The sequence below is a fragment of the Micromonospora palythoicola genome (assembly GCF_036689795.1).
GTDB classification, from domain to species: Bacteria; Actinomycetota; Actinomycetes; order Mycobacteriales; family Micromonosporaceae; genus Micromonospora; species Micromonospora palythoicola.
Window position 1 is genome coordinate 94,905 of sequence record NZ_JBAGKI010000011.1, and the last position, 18,761, is coordinate 113,665.

The following is an 18,761-nucleotide window of genomic DNA, read 5'->3' on the forward strand; positions in this document are numbered from 1 at the left end:
CCTGGGCCGCGTTGTCCCGTTGGGGCGACGCGGCCCGCGCGTTATGGTTCACTCCGTCGCCGTGTCGGCGGCACCTTCCGTTCACGTACCCCACCACTGTCATGCACCCCCGAGAGCGAGGACCGGCAATGACGCAGGACCAGACCACCGACCCGGGTACCACGTTGGAGGACCGGGCGCCGTGGCGACCCTCACGGACGGTGGCGGTGGTGTTGGCCGGCGGCACCGGCACCCGGTTGGGCCTGGGCATTCCCAAGCAGTTGCTCAAGATCGCCGGTAAGCCGATCATCGAGCACACGCTCGCCGTCTTCGAGGCCGCGCCCGAGATCGACGAGATCATCGTGCTGATGGCCACCGGGCACGTCGCCGAGGCGCAGAAGATCGTCGACAAGGCCGGCTTCCGCAAGGTCACCAAGGTGATCGAGGGGGGCGACACCCGCAACGCCACCACCCGCGTCGCGCTGGACGCGGTCGGCGAGGGCGACTGCAACATCCTCTTCCACGACGCGGTGCGCCCGCTGCTCAGCGGCCGCATCGTCCGCGAGTGCGTGAACGCCCTGTGGACCTACTCGGCCGTCGACGTGGCCATCCCGTCGGCCGACACGATCATCCAGGTCGACGAGAACGAGTGCATCACCGACATTCCGGTGCGGGCCACGCTGCGTCGGGGGCAGACCCCGCAGGCGTTCCGCTCCGGCACCATCCGCGAGGCGTACCGCCGGGCCGAGGGCGACCCCAACTTCGCCGCCACCGACGACTGCGGCGTGGTCCTGCGCTACCTCCCGGAGACCCCGATCAAGGTGATCGACGGCTCGGACGAGAACATCAAGGTCACCCACCCGGTCGACGTGCACCTGGCCGACAAGCTGTTCCAACTGGCCGCCGCCAAGGTGCCCCGACTGACCGACCACCGCGCCTACAGCGAGGAGGTCTCCGGCCGGACGATCGTCGTCTTCGGCGGCAGCTACGGCATCGGGCACGACCTGACGGAGCTGGCCCGCCGCTACGGTGCCCAGGTCTTCCCGTTCAGCCGCTCCAGCACCGGCACCCACGTGGAGCGCCCCGAGGACGTCGAGGCCGCGTTGCGGACCGCCTTCGAGGCCACCGGCCGGATCGACCACGTGGTGGTCACCGCCGGGATCCTGGAGAAGGGCGCGCTCGCCGAGATGGACCAGGAGACCATCGACCGGGTGCTCCAGGTCAACTTCGTCGGCCCGGTCACCGTCGCCCGGCAGGCCCTGCCCTACCTCCAGCAGACCAAGGGCCAGCTGCTGCTCTACACCTCCAGCTCGTACACCCGTGGGCGGGCCGACTACGCCCTCTACTCAGCCACCAAGGCCGCCCTGGTCAACCTCACCCAGGCACTGGCCGACGAGTGGGCGGAGTTCGGCGTACGGGTCAACGTCATCAACCCGGAGCGGACCGCCACCCCGATGCGGACGAAGGCCTTCGGCGCGGAGCCCGAGCACACGCTGCTCGCCGCCGAGACCGTCGCCCAGTCGTCGCTGGACGTGCTGATCTCGGATCTCACCGGCCAGGTGATCGACGTTCGCCGTCCGCCGGGCGAGGCACCGGTCGCCGTCGCCGTACCCGCACAGACCGACCGGTCGGCCAGCGCCGCCCCCGTCGGCTGACCTCCGACCCTCGACCGCGAAGGCGACACCGAGATGCGTGGTGAGCTGGTCCGCAAGTTGACCGCACGGGGCCTGGCCACCGGTGGGGCGGTCGTGGCGTTCCTGGTGCTCGCCCTCACCGGCGCGACCGCCTGGGGGCTCTGCCTGGCGGTGGCGGCCCTTGCCGCCACCGTCTGGGAGCGCCGGGTACGACCCGGTGCCGACAACGTCGCGGAGACCACGCTGGTCGCGGCGGGAGTGCTCGTCGGCTATGCCCGGCAGCTCGACGCCGGCTTCGATCCGGCGCTGGCCGCGACCGCCCTGGTGTTGCTGGGCCTGGTGCTGCTGACCGGTCCGCTGCGCCAGGCCGGGAACCTGGAGATCCGGGTCGCCAACCTGCCGGTCCGTGCCTGGGTACCGCAGGCCGCGGCGATGCTCGGCGACGCCGTGGCCGCGCTGCTCGGCCTGCTGGCCCTGGCCGCCCTGGCGGGTCTGCCCGCCGCCGTGGCCCTGGCGGCGACGCTGCTGGTCGGTGGGGTCGCCGCAGCGGTCGCGCTCGACCTGGCCCGGCGTCGGTTCCGGCCGTCCCCGGCCGGGTCGGCGGTGGCTCGGGCGCTGCGCCGGCACCAGCCCGAGTTCGTGCTGCACTTCTCCGCCCCGCCCGGCTCCGAGTATCAGGTCACCATGTGGCTGCCGTACCTGGCCCGGATCGGCCGGCCCTTCGTGGTGATGGTCCGGGAGCCGGAGTTCCTGGCCCCGATCGCGGCGGCCACCACCGCCCCGGTGATCTACTGCCCCACCACCCGGAGCATGGACGAGGTGCTGGTGCCGAGCCTGCGGGTGGCGTTCTACGTCAACCACGGCGCCAAGAACAGCCACTGCATCAGGTTCACCCAGCTCACCCACGTGCAGTTGCATCACGGTGACAGTGACAAGGCCCCCAGCGCCAACCCGGTCTCGGCGATCTTCGACCGGATCTTCGTCGCCGGTGAGGCGGCCATCGAGCGGTACGCCCGCGCCGGGATCGACATCCCGGCCGAGAAGTTCGTGGTGGTCGGCCGTCCCCAGGTCGAGGCGATCGAGGTGCGCTCACGGCCGGCGCGGGGGCTGACGAACCCGACGGTCCTCTACACCCCCACCTGGACCGGGCACAACGCCGACGCCGACTACTGCTCGCTGCCGGTGGCGGAGCCGCTGCTGCGCCGGCTGCTGGACCGAGGGGCCACGGTCATCCTGCGGGCCCACCCCTACACCGCGCAGAACCCGGCCTCGGCCCGGCAACTGGCCCGGCTGCACGACCTGCTCGCCGCCGACCGGACCCGCACCGGACGGGCGCACGTCTACGGTGCCGCGGCGAGCCGGCTCACGCTCACCGACTGCGTCAACCGCGCGGACGCGCTGGTCTCCGACGTGTCCGGGGTGGTCTCCGACTGGCTCTACTCGGGCAAGCCGTACGCGGTGACCGACATGGGCACCGACGGCGACCGGTTCGTCGAGCGTTTCCCGCTGGCCGCCACCGGCTACGTGCTGCGCCGGGACATGGCCGACCTGGACGACGTGCTGACCCGACTGCTCGACACCGATCCGCTCGCGGAGGCCCGCTGGGCCACCCGCCACCGCTACCTGGGTGACTTCCCCGTCGACTCGTACGCCGAGGTCTTCCTGGCCGCCGCCCGACGCGAGCTGGACCCGGCCTGGACCGCACCGGCGCAACGCACCGCGGTCGCCGCACCCTTCACCTCCACCACCTGAGCTCACGGGCGGCCCGGTGCGCCGCACCCTGGGCACCCGGTGAGGGTGGTCGGCATCGCCGACCACCCTCACGCGGTTCTGCCGGGGTCAGGTCACGGGCAGGGTTGCCAGGCGAGGTGGTACATCGTCTGGATGCTGCCGTCGGTCGAGTCCATCGTGAGGAAGTTCGTGTCCGTGGACCTACCCCGGCTCAGGCGCAGCTCGGTGTTGATGTTCAGGTTGCGCAGCTCGCCGCAGGGGTGCCAGACCACGGAGGCGATCGGCACCTCGTCGGTCACCATCCAGTTGTCGTCGAGCGGGGCGGGGATCGGGTGGTTGCTGAAGGTGCTCTGCGTCATGCCCTGGAAGTAGTAGTTCGCCCGCGCCGAGGCGACGGCGCCCGGGTTGAGCAGCCCGTACCCGCGGTAGTCCACCTTGACGATCGCGAAGGTGTAACCGGCCGGGGCGTGCACCAGCACGTTGAGCTGGCAGTTCCGGCGCCCGTCGGTGACCGGGATGCCCGGGCCCGCCTGGACCAGGTAGTCGCTGTAGATGGTGGTGAAGGCGGTGTTGTCCGGGGAGACCGCGACGTCGGCGGTGCCCGGGCGGCATCCGGAGCCGGCCATCGCGACAAGGTCGATCACGACCTTGTCGGTGGGCGGATCATCCATGACTCCCCGAGCGGACGCCGGCGCCCCCACGGTCAACGACGAAGCGAGTAGGGCAAGCACCACGCCGCCTCGCGTCAGCAGTTTACGCATGAATCCTCCTCCGGTACAGGAAACGACGCAACATGCGGAACAAGCTACGTACAGACATAGATGACTGTCAACGTAATCACCATTCTTTGAAGATGAACACCAAGCCGAATCTTATTCGACTCAGTCGGGCAGCCTTACGTCGTCCCACAGGGTGAAGATCGCCAGAAACATCGGTCCTCAAGACCGTTCAATCGGGCACACACCCGTTACGCAGCAACAGTTACAGGGGTTGATCTCCGCATCCGGCAATTCCGATCAAGCACCCACCCGCAATCGATCACATAGACGTGGACTGATGCTTGCAAGCTCTGTTACGCGTCGCTAGCATCCTCTCGCAGAACGCCATCCGAGTGCTCTTCACCACCACTCGCCACCGCCTGCACCGGGCCGGTAGGCGACGAGTCCCACGGCCGTTCGGCGAAGAAACACGCGTTGAATTCGGTGAACATCAACTGCATCCGAGAGGAACAGAATGACCAAGAACCTCGTCGGCGCGAGAACCGCGATCTTCGCCGTACTCGGCACGGTTCTCGCGTTGTCCCTGTCCGCACCGGCGCACGCCGCCCCGGCCGGTTCCACGGCTGCCCCCGACAGCGAGATCACCGTCGAGGTGGTGGCGGCCAACGGCTCCGGCTGTTCGCCCGGCACCGCCCGCGTGGTGGCCCATCCCGACAACACCGGCTTCCGGATCCGGTACTACGACTTCGTCGCGACCGCCGGCCGGGGCGTCGAGGTCACCGAGAGCCGGAAGAACTGTCAGCTCGGCGTGCTCGTCAACGTGCCGGCCGGCTGGACCATCGCCGTCGCCGCCGCCGACTACCGGGGGCGGGCCCGGATCCCCACCGGCGCGACCGGTCGCCAGCGGACGAGCTACTACTGGCAGGGCTCGTCCGAGACCAGCCGCACCGATGCGACCTTCACCGGCCCCTACAACGGTTTCTGGGGCACCTCGGACGTCGCCCCCGTGCTGGTCTACACGCCCTGCGGACAACAGCGGGTGCTCAACGTCAACACCGAGTTGAGAGTGGATCCGGGTACGGCCGGCTCGAACGTCAGCATGTCCATGACGACGACCGAGGGCGACGTCGACACCCTGTTCAACCTCAAGTGGGAACGCTGCTGAACTGCTGATCCGGCTGCGTCACCACGCCGAGCCACCCGGCGGCGGGCGCGGGCGAACGACCCGCCCCGCCGCCCTGGTTACCTGAGCGGAAACGGGCGCGGCAGATACGTCAGTCGAGGCGTACGGCGACCTGGAGGGTGTTCAGGTAGTGCTTGCGTATCGTCCCGGCCGGACGGGCGGCGATCAGCTGCCGGATCCCGGCGAAGAGGGTTCGCCGCTGCCAGGGCTCGGCGGCGATGTGATTGGAGTACGTGGACAGCACCGCCAGGTACTCGTCGGCGGTGTAGTCGCGACTCCAGACGTAGCGGTGCACGGTCGGGCCGGCGAAGAACCCGCTGCCCGCCATCGCCGCCGCATCGGGGGCCGTGATCGCCTCGGGTGGCTGCGGACCGCCCAGCCCGTCACCCATGCCCACCTCGGCGTAGATCCGCTGGACCTGCCGGAAGAAGTCGTCGCCACCCGCCGGTGACACGTGCTCGGTGGCCACGATCGCCAGGTGCCCGCCGGGACGCAGCAGCTCGGCCGCCCGACGGTAGGCGACCGCCGGGTCCAGCCAGTGCCACGCCGTGGCGGCGAAGACCAGGTCGAACGGCACGCTCTCGTCAGCTTCCCACCGCTCGAAGGGCGACACCACCACGCGCACGTCGCCCTGGCCGGCGAGGACCCGACGCGCCACGGTGGCCAGTTCCCGTCCCGGCTCCAGGCCGACTACCTGCCAGCCACGCGCCAGCAGACCACGGGTGGCCTTACCGGTGCCGGTACCGAGCTCCAGCACCCGGGCCGGCCCGGTCGACAGGCCGGTCGTCTCGGCCAGGTCGGCGAACAACGCCTCCGGGTAGCCCGGCCGGGCCTGCTCGTACAGCTCGGCGGCGGTGTCGAACGTCGTGGCCAGCCCCACGTAGGGCCCCTGCTTACCCATGGCTCCCCCGCACACGTCTCGAAACGTCGAGGCCGATGTCACCCTGATCGTCGCATCCCACAGCCGTCGTGCCGACCCATGTCCCTCAGCCGCCACCCCTACTCGCCACCCCCACCCATCGATCGCCCCCACCGTCCGCTCCGGGGACCGATTCCCCGAGATCTTGGACAGAATCCGTTCGCGAAAGACGGAAACTGTCCAAGATTTCGCGTGCTGGCAGCGGGGGTCGCTAGGCGGGTTGGTGGCGGCAGCACCACATCGGCCGTAACGGGGTGTGCGGCACCTCGCCGCCACAGGCGTACGGACGCTGGGGACGTGGACCCCGCTCGGGAGCGAACAGTCGGCTGGTGATCGCGCCCGGGCCGGCGGCGGTCACCAGCGGTGCCCCGGCGAGTACACCGGCAGCAACGTCGTCGGGCACAGGTACCAGGCAACCCGGGTACGCACATCGACCTCCCAGTCAGCGATCGGAGGGGCCGCCCGGACGCGGGGGAAGGCGCACGGGCGACCCCGGGGACAGAACCACCCCGCCCTGTGGATGGGAGCGGCCCCGTTGCGTGACAGTCTGGTGAGGACGGCACTACGGTCGGAAGGCATCGACGCTGGCCACGGTGGGGTCCGGGTGCCCCGATCCGGCCCTGGGCGGCCCCTTGGCGATCTTGACAGACCCGGTGGAGGGGACATGGAACGCGAGCAGCCTTCCGACCTGCATGAGTTGATCCGCGCGCAGCTTCGCCGGCTGCGTACTGCCGCGGGCATGAACCAGGAGGAGTTCGGTAGGCGGACGAACTATTCGGCGTCCCTGGTGTCCGCTGTGGAGGTGGGCACCCGCCCCCTCGACCGGCCGTACGCGAAGCGGGCGGACGAGGTGCTGGAGACCGGGGGCATGTTCGAGGAGTTGCTGCGCACCGCCGAGGTGCTGCGCCAACCCGCGTGGTTCCTGCCCTACCTGGAGGCGGAACGCAACGCCCGGCAGCTCCGCTGTTACCAGCCGACGCTGGTGCCGGGCCTGCTCCAGACCGAGCGCTACGCCCGCGCGGTGATCCGGACCGACGCCGCGCTGACCGAGGCGGGGGTGGAGCGTCGGCTGGCCAACCGGATGGCCCGGCAGACGGTGCTGGAGCAGGACGACCCGCCGCAACTCGTCGCGGTGATCGACGAGGTGGTGCTGCGGCGGGTCGACGAGGACCTGAAGGACGTGCTGGTCGAGCAGGTGCACCACCTGATGGCGCTGGCCACCCGGCCCAACATCAGCGTGCACCTGGTGCCCACCGGCATCGCCATGCACATCGGACTGACCGGCCCCTTCATCCTGGCGCGGGGCGCGGACGGCGGCTGGGTGGGTAATCTCGAAACTCAACTCGGCGGCGTCCTGGTCGACAAGGACGACGACCTGAGTGACCTGCTGTCCCGGTGGGAGACGGTACGCAACGAGGCACTGTCCGGCCGCCAGTCGATCGAGCGCATGAAGGATGTTGTGAAGCCATGGATCTGAACGGCGCGACCTGGCGCAAGTCCACCCGCAGCGGCGCCGGCGGTGGCGACTGCGTGGAGGTCGCCGACAACCTGCCCGGCGTCGTGCTGGTCCGCGACACCAAGAACCGCGACGCCGCCACGCTGGTCTTCACCCCGGCCGCCTGGGCGAGCTTCGTCGGCCTGGCGAAGCAGCACCGCACGCACGCCTGACGAGCCCGAACTTCGTCGCCCCGGCGACACCGCACCGCACGCACGCCGGACGAACCCCGAGCCACGTCGACCCGACGACACGGGCACGACGCACGCCTGACGAGACCCGAGTCACGTCGACCCGTCGACACAGCTCGACCCACGCCTGACGAAACCCGAGCCACGTCGACCCCACAACGCAGCACGACCCACCGCTCGACGTACCCGAAACGGAAGCCCTCGGCCAGCGGGCCGAGGGCTTCCGGGTGCGGCGGAACGATGCGATCAGGCCGAGTAGCCGCGGGTGGCGGCCCAGTTGGCCAGGTCGATGGTGCTGAGCCAGTACGACGGGTAGGAGGCGTCGGCCGAGTCGGCGATCTTCACCAGCCGGCCGGAGTCGTCGTAGCCGACCACGGCGATGTAGTGGCCGCCGGGGAAGGAGTGCCAGCGGCCGTCGGTGTCGGTGACGGAGCCGGCGACGTTCACCACGACGCCCCGCCCGTCGGTGACGGCGGCGACGACGTCCGCCTGGAGCTGGTCCATCTGGGCCGGGGTGGCCGCACCGCCACGGATCATCGTGGTCTCGTACGGGTCGCCCTTGACGACGGCGTTGAGGACGCGGGTGGTGTCCTCGGCCGAGTTGGTGCCGGCGAACGTGGTGCCGAGCTGGCTGGCCAGGGCGTCCTGGCTGCGCGCGACACCGGCGGCGCTCAGCGCGTTACGCACCGCGGCGGGACCGCAGTAGTAGCCGTTGATCTGGGCCTGGTGGTCGTAGTCCAGAACCTTCGAGGCGGGCGGCTTCGGTGCCGCTTTCTTGCTGGTCAGGTCCGGGTCCGGGGTGGCCGAGCTGGGCTTCGGCGACGGCGAGGCGGCGGCGCTTGCCGGTGCCGGACTGGCCGGCGCGGCGCTTGCCGGCGCGGCGCTGCTCGGCGCGGCGGTGGCCGGCGCGACCTGCGCCTGGCTCGGCGCGGCCACCGTGTCGCCGCGTAGTTCGGCGGCGGTGGTGGCCCGCGTGGGGGCCGGGGTGTTCCCGGTGCCGGCCAGGGCGGCGCCGGTGCCGGTGGCCAGGACGAGCGCCACGGCGGATCCGGCAACGAGCTGATAGGGGCGTTCGCTGACCAGCCGGCGGAGCCGGCGGGTGAGGGCGTGCTTCACTGATTCCTCCACGGGCTGAGGGGAGAACGGCGCACCGGCTCCGGCGGTCGGGTCGGCGACGGGACGCCGACGACCACCCGGGTGAGCGGGACAGACCGTTCAGGGGTACGCCCGGCGGGCCGGGCGGTGGCGATGACCGGGGTCAGCTCGCGGCGGTCGGGCCGGCGAGCACGGGCACCGCGGTGCCGTGAAGGTGGGGGAACGGGGAGATCACATCGGACTGCACGAGGGTTGGTACTCCTTCCGTCACCGCCGACCGGGTTAGCTGACGGATTCGGGCGGGAAGTCGCCCTACCGCGGGCCGAGGCTCGCGGATTCACCCCAGTGGTGCAGTGGGTCCCCGGTTCGTGAGTTCACGATTGAGCGGGTCGGTACGGCGTCGCTTCCTGCGATCGGTTACCGCACCGGACGCGCTGACACTACTGGCCGGTCACCTTGAAGCCAACCCGCTCTGACCTGCTTAAACATGATCGGGCGGGGCAATTTTCGGGTATCCGGGAACTGGCGTCGTTCAATGGGACCGACCGCATTCCGGGTACCAACGGGTGACAACCGGACGGCAGGGAGAAAACTCGACGGGGATTACTGCGGCAAACGTCTCACCTACGAACAGTGACCGAATTTCGAACCAATGTGACCCGGCTCACGGAATTTCAGCCGAGCCGAGCCGGACGCCAACGCGGGACCAGGTCGGACCGCTCGACGACGGCGCGTCCGGACGCGGGCGCTCGGTTCGGTCGGAGCCGCGCGGCGGCCGCGTACGCCTCGGCGGAGAGGCTGCGGGCCGCCTCGGTGGCCAGTTCCGCCGCCCGCCACAGGTCACGCTCCCGCTCGGCGGCCGATCGATAGGCGGCCAGGCGGTTGTCGCGTACCACCCGGGCGATGACGGCCTCCTGCTCGGCCGGGTGACGTCGGGGATCCCAGCCGGACCGGTGCGCCAGTACGTCGGTGAGCTGCCGGACGGTCAGGTCACCGCGCCAGTGGGCAGCCATCGCGGCCCGGTGCAGCCAGCGCTCCCGAGCCGCGTACTCGGCCGGGGTGCGCGGGGTGCGCGGGGCCGGCAGTCCGGTGACACCGGCCAGCCGACGGGCGGCGGCCTCCGCCTCGTCGTACGCGACCCAGGCGCGGTCCAGCTCCCCCTGGGCCACCCGCCACGCCGTGCGCCGCCGCTCGGCGTTCTGGCCGGCGCCGGCTGCCGCGACCGCCACCTCCCCGGCGTATCGGCGCAGGTCGGTCTCCTCGGCCGCGGCGCGGAGCGCGTCCCGGTCGGTGGTCTTCTCCACCGGTCCGGACGGCTCCGGGCGGGCGACCAGCACGGTGAGCACGCCCAGCGCGAGCACCAGCAGGACCGACCAGATGGCGGCGGCGCGCGGCACGTCGATCAGGAACTGGTAGAGAACGGTTTTCTCCATGTCGGCACCTCAGGGACATCGGTACGGCGAAGGTGGTCGTACCGGCAGCGGACGGCGTTGCGGCGCGGTTGCCGGGGTTCGGGCGGGCGGTGCCGCCGGTCGTGGCGCGCACCGACGGCGCGATCGGCGGCAACGGGCTGGCCCGTGCTCGGCGCGGGTGCGCGGCGCGGAGGCGACGAAGGGGTCGCCAGGATCAGGCGTGCGGTGGGGCGCGGGCGACCCGGACACCCGCCACCGGAGCCGCCGGCCCCCGCGTGACGCCGGCGGTGCCGCTGCCGAGCGCCGTCAGCCCGGGCTGGCCACCGGCCGCCGGCGGCGTCGCGGGCATCGCCGACCCGGCGGAGTCAGCGGCGTCCCGCGCGCTCGGCGACCCGGACGCCTCCGCCGCGTCACCGGCGCGCGGCCCGGCCGACGACGCGGACGCCCCGGCCAGGTCGGCGTCACCGGCACCGCGCACGGTCGGCATCGCCAGGCCGACCCGGTCGAGACCGGTCGCCAGGTCGAGGCTGGCCACCAGGTCGAGACCGTTCGCCAGGTCGAAACCGGCCAGGTCGGGGGGTGCGGCGACGTCGCGGGCCAGGTCACGCGCGACGGCGGCGGCCTCGGCCGGCGATGCGACGGGGGGCCGGTCGGGCAGTGCCCAGGCGCCGAGGGTGAAGGCGGCGGCGACCGCGAGCCCGGTCAGCAGCCGCGCGGCCCAGCGCGCCAACCACCACAGCGGACGGGCGGGCGCGGCGGGAAGCACCTCGTCACGCTACCGCCACCGACGGCCCGCACGCACCGGTCACCGGGCGTGTCGTACCGTCCGGCGCGTCGGGTACGTACGCCTATTTGCGCAGGTCAGCCCGCCGGCCGCCTACCGTCCCTGCTGGACGGAGCGGCCCTGCCCCGGGCCGGTGGCGAGGTCCGCATCGCCGTCACCGGACACCCGCTGGCGCGGCAGCCCGTCCACGACCGGTCCGCCCGGCGGACCGGATCGCGGGACACCGTTCGACTCCGTGACTCGCGCCGTGCCACCGGACGTCGCGGACCACCCGCCATCCGGCGTCGCGGGCCCGCCGTCCTGCGGGCCGGGTCGTGGTGGCCGGGACGGGGCCAGGAGACGCATCATCGGCTGCTCCACGTACCGCTGCAACAGCGCGGCCAGTCCCAGGGTGAGCAGCAGGAATCCGATCACCGCGACCGGGCCCCACCAGCCGGGCAGGCCGGTGCCCCAGTCGCCGCTGACCCGCAGGATCGTCATGATCACGAAGACGTGCACCAGGTAGAAGGCGAACGAGACCTCGCCCAGCCAGACCATCGGTCTGGAGCGCAGCGGTGAGCGCCGCCCGTGCACGTCCGCGTCGGCCGCCGCCGCGATCACCAGGACGTACGCCGCCGACAGCAGTGCCGTCCAGAACTCGGCCGGGATCCACCGGGAGGCCGCCACCCAGGTCAGCACGAAGATCAGACTGGCCAGCGGTAGCCGTGGCCCCCGCCAGCGACCACGCAGCATGAGTTCGGCGGCGGCCACGCCCATCCAGAACTCCAGCGAACGGACCAGCGGGAAGACCTGGGCGAACCACCAGCGGTCCGCCTCCGGCACCAGGGCCTGCCCGGGCCACAGCGCCAGGATGAGCAGCGGCACCGCGATCACCACGGCCCACAGCAACCAGGGTCGGGCGCGCCGCACCGCCGGCAGCACCAGCGGCAGACACAGGTAGAAGAACAGTTCGCAGGAGAGCGACCAACTGACGTTGTTGACGCTGTAGAAGTGGCCGGGCCGGGGATCCCAGGCCTGGACGAGGAAGAGGTTCTCCAGCGCCGCCACCGGGTTGATCGGGTCGGCGAACCAGAGCATCGCCAGCATGGCCAACGCCCACAGCACCAGATGGTTCGGATAGATCTTGGCGAACCGTCGCCGCCAGAACCGGCGGCGGGAGGCGCCCGGCCGCATGGACCAGACCAGCACGAAGCCGCTGAGGATGAAGAAGAACTGCACCCCGGACAGGCCCAGGGTGAAGATCTCCCCCACCACCGCCTGGGGGCCGGGGTCGGCGATGATGCGCATGGTGCCGGCGTGGAAACCGAAGACCAGCAGCGCGGCGATCCAGCGCAGGCCGGTGAGCGACGGCAGGCGGTCGGCGTTCGTCCGCCCGGTCGGGGTGGTCGCCGACGCCGCGAGGGTAGTGCTCGTCATGCCCGCCTCCCGGTTTCCGACCACGTCACACGCGCACCCATTTCCTGCCGGCCGCCCGGACGGCAGCCGGATGCGATCTTTCGCGTAACCGGTCTGGTGGCCCAGGCACCCTACCCCGGGCAGCTGGCGCAGAACGCGCTGCCTCTGCCACCCCCTGCCGCACTCCAGCGACCACTATGCGGCATTTGCCCGTTCTGGCCAGACGGCCCTGGCCAGTTATCAAAACCAATGTAAAGTGCGCATCCTCTGACACCGTTCACAGGTACGCCGTACCTTTGTGGAAGGAATGCGCCTTGCGTCTGAAGCATCGACCACGTTCCGCAACCGTCGCCCTCGCGGTAGCGCTGCTCGCCCTCCCGGGTTCCGCCTCGGCTGCGGCCGGAGAGGCAGACGTCGATTCGACAGTCGCCGCGGCCGGGGTTCTGCGCGTCTACAACAACAACATCGAGAACCTCGTGACGAACAACTCCGACGGGACGTGCACGCGCATCTCCGGGCCGGACCACCTCACCTCGATACTCGTCGACGACAACGGCCAGACGGGCACCGCCGGGGTGGTCGCGCCCGACATCCTCATCGTGCAGCAGCTACGCGGCACCGGCCAGGCCGAGGCGTACGCGAACCAACTGGCGGCCAAGTTCGGTTACCCCGCCGGCACTTACGGCTCGATCGTGGTCTGGACCGACCCGGAGCCCTGGGGCAGTACGCACAAGTGCAGCGACCAGTCGCTGGGCGACCTGAAGAAGAAGCAGACGAACGCCATTATCTGGAACACCCGGACGCTGAGTCTGGCGTCGGGCGACATCTCGAAGTACTGGAGCGCCGGCTGGCTGAAGCCGGGCACGGCCTACAACAACGGCGCGGGTTGCACCTTGTACAAGCCGCCGAGCAACGACGACGGCACCACCAACGAGCACAAGTGGAAGCGGACCAGCGCCATCGCCGCCCGGTTCACCATCAAGGCGACCGGGACCACGGTCTTCGCCGCCACCATGCACCTTCCGGAGCAGAACCGGCAGAACGCCTGCGGTGGTGCCGGCCACACCGGCATCGCGAGCAGCGGCATCCACATCGGTGCCGACGCGACAAGCCTGATGAACGCCTCGACGATCCGTATCGTCGGTATCGACGCGAACCGTACGGGCATCGCCGCGAACACCCTGAGCGGATTCGGCATGACCGGTTACGGTGCGAAGCCGACGATGAACTCCAGCAAGATCGACTACCTGTTCATCCGGGGTGACGTGCGGCAGTCCAGCATCGACCACACGGTCTCCGGCACCAAGTCGAACCACCTGGCGCTCTACGGCTTCATCAACTACTGAGCCTTCGGGCTCGCAGGATCGCGCCACATCGTCGTTAACCTGGCACTCATCGGCTGTTCAAAAACTTCACCGCGTCCGGCCACGTCAGGTTCCAGGTGCGTCAACCCGGGTGGCCGAAGGTTTCCGGGTGGTCACACCGCCGACGCCAACGCCGCTGCTGAGCATCGTCGTACCGGTTTACGGCGTCGAGGCGTATCTGCGGCAGTGCCTGGACTCCATCCATGCGGACATCCCGGCCGACGAGGCGACGGCTGTGGAGGTCGTCGCCGTCGACGACGCCTCACCGGACCGGTGCGGTGACCTGCTGCGCGGGTACGCCACCGAGCATCCCGGGCTGCGCGTGCTGCACCTGGCCCGCAACGTCGGCCTCGGGCCGGCCCGCAACGCGGGCCTGGACGTCGCCACCGGCCGGTACGTCTGGTTCGTCGACAGCGACGACTGGCTGCCGGCCGGCACGATCCCGGCGGTGCTGGGCCGGCTGCGGGTGGACCGCCCCGACGTGATGATGGTCGACCACCTGCGGGTGCACGAGTGCGGACGCGAGGAGGTGGACGCCAGCAGCCGGCTGCTGCGCGGCACCCCCGGCGTGGTGCGGCTGGCCGACCGACCGCAACTGCTGCGGGTGCAGCACACCGCCTGGAACAAGGTGGTACGCCGGGAGTTCATGGCCGAGCTGGGGCTGCGCTTCCACCCCGGCTGGTACGAGGACATCCCGTTCAGTCATCCGCTGCTGGTCGGCGCGGAGCGGATCAGCGTGCTGGACCGGGTCTGTTATCTGTACCGCCAGGGTCGCCAGGGCGCGATCACCTCGACGCGCAGCGGCCGGCACTTCGACTCCTTCGAGCAGTACGACCGCCTCTTCGCCTGGCTGCGGCACCGGCATCCCGACGGGCGCTGGCACGCCGAGCTGTTCGACCTGATGGTGAACCACTTCCTGGTGGTCGTCGGCAACGACGACCGGCTGCATCCACACCTGCGCCGGGACTTCTTCCGCCGGGTCGCCGCGCACTACCGCAGGTACCTGCCCGGTGGCGGCTACCCCCGGCCGAGCGGGGTGGCGGGGCTCAAGCACCGGCTGGTCGGCCGCGACAGCTACCTGGCGTACGCGGCGCTGCGCCGGGCCCACCGGCTCGCCGGCCGGTTGCGGGGCGGCACCGGTGGGGATCCCCTGACGGACGGAACGGGCCCGGCAGCGGACGGCCCGGCCCGAGACCGCACGTTGGTAAGCACGCACGGAAACGGATCGGAATGACGTTCAAGATCGGATCGCATCTGGTCGGCACCGGGGAGCGCCCCTTCGTGGTGGCCGAGATGTCCGGCAACCACAACGGCGACCTGGACCGGGCACTGTCCATCGTGGATGCGGTGGCGGCCAGCGGGGCGCACGCGCTGAAGCTCCAGACGTACCGGCCGGACACCATCACCATCGACGTGGACACGCCGGACTTCCGCATCTCCGGCGGACACGAGCTGTGGGGTGGGCAGAACCTGTACCGGCTCTACGAGAAGGCGCACACCCCGTACGAGTGGCACCGCCCGATCTTCGAGCGGGCCCGCGCCCTGGGGCTGACCGTCTTCTCCTCCCCGTTCGACGCCACCGCGGTGGACCTGCTGGAGGAACTGGACGCCTCGGCGTACAAGATCGCTTCGTCGGAGCTGGTCGACCTGCCGCTGATCCGGCTGGTCGCGGCCACCGGCAAACCGATGGTCATCTCGACCGGGATGGCCACCCTCGCCGAGATCGACGCCGCCGTGCGCACCGCCCGCGACGGCGGCGCCGGCGGGATCGTCCTGTTGGCCTGCACCGCCTCCTACCCGGCGCCGCCGGCCGACAGCAACCTGCGCCGCATCCCGGTGCTGGCCGACGCCTTCGGCGTCCCGGTGGGCCTGTCCGACCACACCCCCGGCATCGGGGTGCCGGTCGCCTCGGTGGCGCTCGGCGCCTGCTTCATCGAGAAGCACGTCACGCTGGACCGCGCCGACGGCGGGGTGGACTCCGACTTCTCCCTCAACCCGACCGAGCTGGCCGCTCTGGTGGTCGAGTCGGAGCGGGCGTACGCGGCACTGGGCGGCACGGCGGTCGGGCCGACCCCCGCCGAGCAGGAGGGCCTGCGTTTCCGGCGCTCGCTGTACGTGGTGGCGGACGTGCGGGCCGGAGACGAGGTGACCGTGCACAACGTCCGCTCGATCCGGCCGGCCGGCGGGCTCCCCCCGGTCGAGATCGACCGGGTGCTGGGCCGCCGGTTCACCGCCGACGTGGCCCGTGGCACCGCGCTGAGCTGGGACCTCGTCTGACGGTGCCGGGGCGCGTCGTGCCGATCACCGGCGGACGGGTATACCTCTGCGTATGACCTTGGTAGCGGTGGCGGCGGGCCTGGCACTGATCGCCGTGGTGGTGGTCGACGTCTGGCTCACCGTGCTGCACCCGGACGCGGAGGGACCGATCGCCCGTACGGTCCGGCGGCTGGTCTGGCGAGCCTCGTCGCTGACCAGTGGCCGACGCCGCACGCCGCGCCGCACGCCGCTGGTCTGGGCGGGGCCGGTCCTGGTCACCGGCACGTTCCTCGCCTGGCTCGGGCCGCTGGTGCTCGGGGTCGCGCTCGTCGTCTGGCCGAATCTGGACGGCTACCACCGGGTCACCGGTTACGGACCGGCCGGCTTCGTCGACGCCCTCTACTACGCCACCGGGCTGCTGACCGTGCTCGGCTTCGGCGATCTCACCCCGGACACCGGGGCGCAGAAGCTGTTCGCGGTGACCGCCGCCGCCCTCGGCTTCGGCTTCTTCGCCGCGCTGGCCACCTATCTCATCGAGCTGATCACCGGGCTGACGGTCCGTAACCGGTTCGCGCTGACCATCCACGACCAGGTTCGCGGCACCGACGGGGTGGGCCTGCTCGCCCGGAGCCTGACCGACGAGGGGGTCGACGTGGCCCGCGAGCGGTGTACGGCCTGGGCGGCGAGCCTGCGCGAGGTCGACGACACCGTCCGTCGGTATCCGCTTGTCGCCCTCACCTACCGGCCCCGCCGCCGGGACTACGACATCGAACCCGCCCTGGAGCAGATCGCCGCGGTCACCGTCGCGGCCCTGCTGGCCGCCAGGTGCGATGCCTGGCGCGGCCTGCGCCCCCGGGCGGAGGAACTGGCGTATGCCCTGCTGCGCCTTCAGGACACCATCGCCAGCCGTTACCTGGGCCGTCATCTGCTGCTGGCGGCCAGCGAGCCGGCGGCGGCCGACGCGGATCCCGACGAGGTTCTCCGCCGCGTGCACGCGCGGCTGGTGGACGAGTTGGGGCCCCGGTTCGATCGGCCACCGGACGGCGACCGGTTCGTCGACGAGGTGCTCTCCCGGTCACTGCCCTTCCTCGCGGCGTTGCGCGGCTGGTCGGTGCTCGGGGCCACCCGCGAGGGACCACCGATCGGGGTGGCCCGACCGGACGAGCCGGAGCAGCCTTGACGCACGAAGCATGCTTCGTGAATAATGGTACGTAGTTCGAGGGGGAGTACCCGACGCACTGCGCGCCACCGTCAGTACGGGCCCGGCCGATCCGGGCCCCGGTGACGCGGCCACCACACCGGTGGCCGGGGAGACCTTCGTCTTGCGACGCCGGACGCCGCGTCCGGCCGGACGAGAGGTCTTCCCGGTGTCTGTCTCCTGGTGGGTCTGGGCCCTGCTGATGCTGGCGATCGCCGTGATGCTGGCGATCGACCTGTTCCTGCACCGTGACAACCACGTCATCGGCTTCCGCGAGGCCGCGACCTGGTCGGGCATCTGGATCGCCGCCGGCCTGCTGTTCGGGGTGATCCTGTGGGCGTGGCAGGGCGGTGACGTGGCCGGCACCTACTTCGCCGGCTATCTGATCGAGAAGGCGCTGTCCATCGACAACGTGTTCGTCTTCGCGATGATCTTCGCCTACTTCGCGGTTCCCGCCGCGTACCAGCACAAGGTCCTGTTCTGGGGCGTCATCGGTGCGCTGGTGTTCCGGTTCGTGTTCATCTTCGTCGGCGCGGAACTGCTGGAGACGTTCTTCTGGACCGCGTACCTGTTCGGTGCGTTCCTCATCGTGACCGCCTACAAGATGGCGTTCCGGCACGGCGAGCAGACCCCGCCGGACCGCAACCCGGTGGTACGCCTGGTACGCCGTCTCCTGCCGACCGATCCGGCCTACCACGGCGACCGGTTCTTCACCCGGATCAACGGCAGGCGGGCCGCGACCCTGCTGTTCGTGGTGCTGATCGCGGTCGAGACCACCGATCTGATCTTCGCGATCGACTCGGTCGCGGCGATCCTGGCCATCACCACCAGCACGTTCATCGTGTGGACCGCGAACGCGTTCGCGATCCTCGGGCTGCGCAGCCTGTACTTCTGCCTCGCCGGCCTGCTCCGCCGCTTCGTGCACCTGCACTACGGCCTGGCGGTGCTGCTGGCCTTCGCCGGGGTCAAGCTCATCCTGTCCGAGACCCCGGTCGGCAAGCTGCCCATCCCGGTCACCCTGGGCGTCATCGTGGCGACGATCGCGGTGTCGATCGCCTGGAGCCTGCGCAGCACCAGCTCGCGCCCGGAAACGCCGGAGCCCGCACAACTTCGGTGATGGTGCGGTCTCAGCCGGCGTCGGACACCGCAGCATCGGGGAAAGTGCGCGGATCTCGGCGGGCGGGGCCGGCGCGGTCGGCGTGGGCGGTCAGGTCGGCGCGGGCGGTGGGGGTGAAGGCGACGGTGACGACCAGGTCGTCCAACGGCAGGGTGCGCCACAGCCAGGCGGTGCCGGGCGGCACCTCCAGGCCGTGCCGGTGGCCCCACGTGGCCCCCCGCCCGGCGGGGGGCTTGGGCACACACACCACCCCGGGCCACCCGCCCCAGAAGTCGCTGGGCCCGCAACC

The 18,761-nt window shown here is 71.0% G+C and carries 17 protein-coding genes, 1 pseudogene and 1 riboswitch; of the genes and pseudogenes, 10 read left to right on the forward strand and 8 right to left on the reverse strand.

Annotated elements, in window-relative coordinates; all coding sequences use genetic code 11:
• Window positions 1-128 precede the first annotated feature (128 nt).
• Complete coding sequence (locus tag V5O40_RS07535) at window positions 129-1,634, forward strand: bifunctional cytidylyltransferase/SDR family oxidoreductase (RefSeq protein WP_332904797.1); 1,506 nt, start codon at window positions 129-131, stop codon at window positions 1,632-1,634.
• Between the two features lie 33 nt (window positions 1,635-1,667).
• Window positions 1,668-3,365, forward strand: coding sequence for a CDP-glycerol glycerophosphotransferase family protein (locus tag V5O40_RS07540; protein WP_332904798.1), 1,698 nt, complete (start codon window positions 1,668-1,670; stop codon window positions 3,363-3,365).
• A gap of 92 nt (window positions 3,366-3,457) precedes the next feature.
• On the opposite strand, the gene V5O40_RS07545 is transcribed toward V5O40_RS07540, so the two are convergent.
• Window positions 3,458-4,105 (reverse strand): DUF4360 domain-containing protein, encoded by a 648-nt coding sequence (locus V5O40_RS07545; RefSeq protein WP_332904799.1) that lies wholly within the window; start codon window positions 4,103-4,105, stop codon window positions 3,458-3,460.
• A gap of 472 nt (window positions 4,106-4,577) precedes the next feature.
• On the opposite strand from V5O40_RS07545, the gene V5O40_RS07550 reads away from it, so the two are divergent.
• A complete protein-coding gene (locus V5O40_RS07550; protein WP_332904800.1) occupies window positions 4,578-5,228 on the forward strand; it encodes a DUF4360 domain-containing protein in 651 nt (216 codons plus the stop codon).
• A gap of 109 nt (window positions 5,229-5,337) precedes the next feature.
• Here V5O40_RS07550 and V5O40_RS07555 read toward each other — a convergent pair whose 3' ends face one another.
• Both V5O40_RS07555 and V5O40_RS07560 read right to left on the reverse strand, forming a co-directional pair.
• A complete protein-coding gene (locus V5O40_RS07555) occupies window positions 5,338-6,147 on the reverse strand; it encodes a class I SAM-dependent methyltransferase (protein ID WP_332904801.1) in 810 nt (269 codons plus the stop codon).
• Between the two features lie 229 nt (window positions 6,148-6,376).
• Window positions 6,377-6,568, reverse strand: a complete 192-nt coding sequence (locus V5O40_RS07560; RefSeq protein WP_332904802.1) for a hypothetical protein — start codon at window positions 6,566-6,568, stop codon at window positions 6,377-6,379.
• Window positions 6,569-6,829: 261 nt separating this feature from the next.
• On the opposite strand from V5O40_RS07560, the gene V5O40_RS07565 reads away from it, so the two are divergent.
• Together V5O40_RS07565 and V5O40_RS07570 are read left to right on the forward strand one after the other, a co-directional pair.
• Window positions 6,830-7,642 (forward strand): helix-turn-helix domain-containing protein, encoded by an 813-nt coding sequence (locus V5O40_RS07565; protein WP_332904803.1) that lies wholly within the window; start codon window positions 6,830-6,832, stop codon window positions 7,640-7,642.
• Complete coding sequence (locus V5O40_RS07570; protein WP_332904804.1) at window positions 7,633-7,833, forward strand: DUF397 domain-containing protein; 201 nt, start codon at window positions 7,633-7,635, stop codon at window positions 7,831-7,833. Before V5O40_RS07565 ends, V5O40_RS07570 begins: the two co-directional genes overlap by 10 nt.
• Before the next feature lie 264 nt (window positions 7,834-8,097).
• Here V5O40_RS07570 and V5O40_RS07575 read toward each other — a convergent pair whose 3' ends face one another.
• The 4 genes from V5O40_RS07575 to V5O40_RS07590 all read right to left on the reverse strand — a co-directional run bounded on the left by V5O40_RS07575 (window position 8,098) and on the right by V5O40_RS07590 (window position 12,558).
• Complete coding sequence (locus tag V5O40_RS07575; RefSeq protein ID WP_332904805.1) at window positions 8,098-8,979, reverse strand: C39 family peptidase; 882 nt, start codon at window positions 8,977-8,979, stop codon at window positions 8,098-8,100.
• A 223-nt stretch (window positions 8,980-9,202) separates the two neighbouring features.
• Window positions 9,203-9,343: riboswitch (cyclic di-AMP (ydaO/yuaA leader) on the reverse strand.
• Window positions 9,344-9,620: 277 nt separating this feature from the next.
• Window positions 9,621-10,379 (reverse strand): hypothetical protein, encoded by a 759-nt coding sequence (locus V5O40_RS07580; protein WP_332904806.1) that lies wholly within the window; start codon window positions 10,377-10,379, stop codon window positions 9,621-9,623.
• 193 nt (window positions 10,380-10,572) lie between these two features.
• Entirely contained in the window at window positions 10,573-11,124 is a 552-nt protein-coding gene (locus tag V5O40_RS07585) for a hypothetical protein (protein ID WP_332904807.1), read from the reverse strand.
• Between the two features lie 111 nt (window positions 11,125-11,235).
• Window positions 11,236-12,558 (reverse strand): acyltransferase family protein, encoded by a 1,323-nt coding sequence (locus V5O40_RS07590; protein WP_332904808.1) that lies wholly within the window; start codon window positions 12,556-12,558, stop codon window positions 11,236-11,238.
• A gap of 293 nt (window positions 12,559-12,851) precedes the next feature.
• On the opposite strand from V5O40_RS07590, the gene V5O40_RS07595 reads away from it, so the two are divergent.
• The 5 genes from V5O40_RS07595 to V5O40_RS07615 all read left to right on the forward strand — a co-directional run bounded on the left by V5O40_RS07595 (window position 12,852) and on the right by V5O40_RS07615 (window position 18,472).
• Window positions 12,852-13,883, forward strand: a complete 1,032-nt coding sequence (locus tag V5O40_RS07595) for a hypothetical protein (RefSeq protein ID WP_332904809.1) — start codon at window positions 12,852-12,854, stop codon at window positions 13,881-13,883.
• A 127-nt stretch (window positions 13,884-14,010) separates the two neighbouring features.
• Entirely contained in the window at window positions 14,011-15,135 is a 1,125-nt protein-coding gene (locus V5O40_RS07600; RefSeq protein WP_332904810.1) for a glycosyltransferase family 2 protein, read from the forward strand.
• On the forward strand, window positions 15,126-16,178 hold the full coding sequence (gene pseI, locus V5O40_RS07605) for a pseudaminic acid synthase (protein WP_332904820.1): 1,053 nt from the start codon (window positions 15,126-15,128) through the stop codon (window positions 16,176-16,178). Before V5O40_RS07600 ends, pseI begins: the two co-directional genes overlap by 10 nt.
• Window positions 16,179-16,230: 52 nt before the next feature.
• Window positions 16,231-17,337 (forward strand): potassium channel family protein, encoded by a 1,107-nt coding sequence (locus tag V5O40_RS07610; protein ID WP_332904811.1) that lies wholly within the window; start codon window positions 16,231-16,233, stop codon window positions 17,335-17,337.
• Between the two features lie 187 nt (window positions 17,338-17,524).
• Window positions 17,525-18,472 (forward strand): TerC family protein, encoded by a 948-nt coding sequence (locus tag V5O40_RS07615; protein WP_332904812.1) that lies wholly within the window; start codon window positions 17,525-17,527, stop codon window positions 18,470-18,472.
• Between the two features lie 10 nt (window positions 18,473-18,482).
• Here V5O40_RS07615 and V5O40_RS07620 read toward each other — a convergent pair.
• A pseudogene (locus V5O40_RS07620) lies at window positions 18,483-18,761 on the reverse strand (hypothetical protein); the annotation flags it as partial.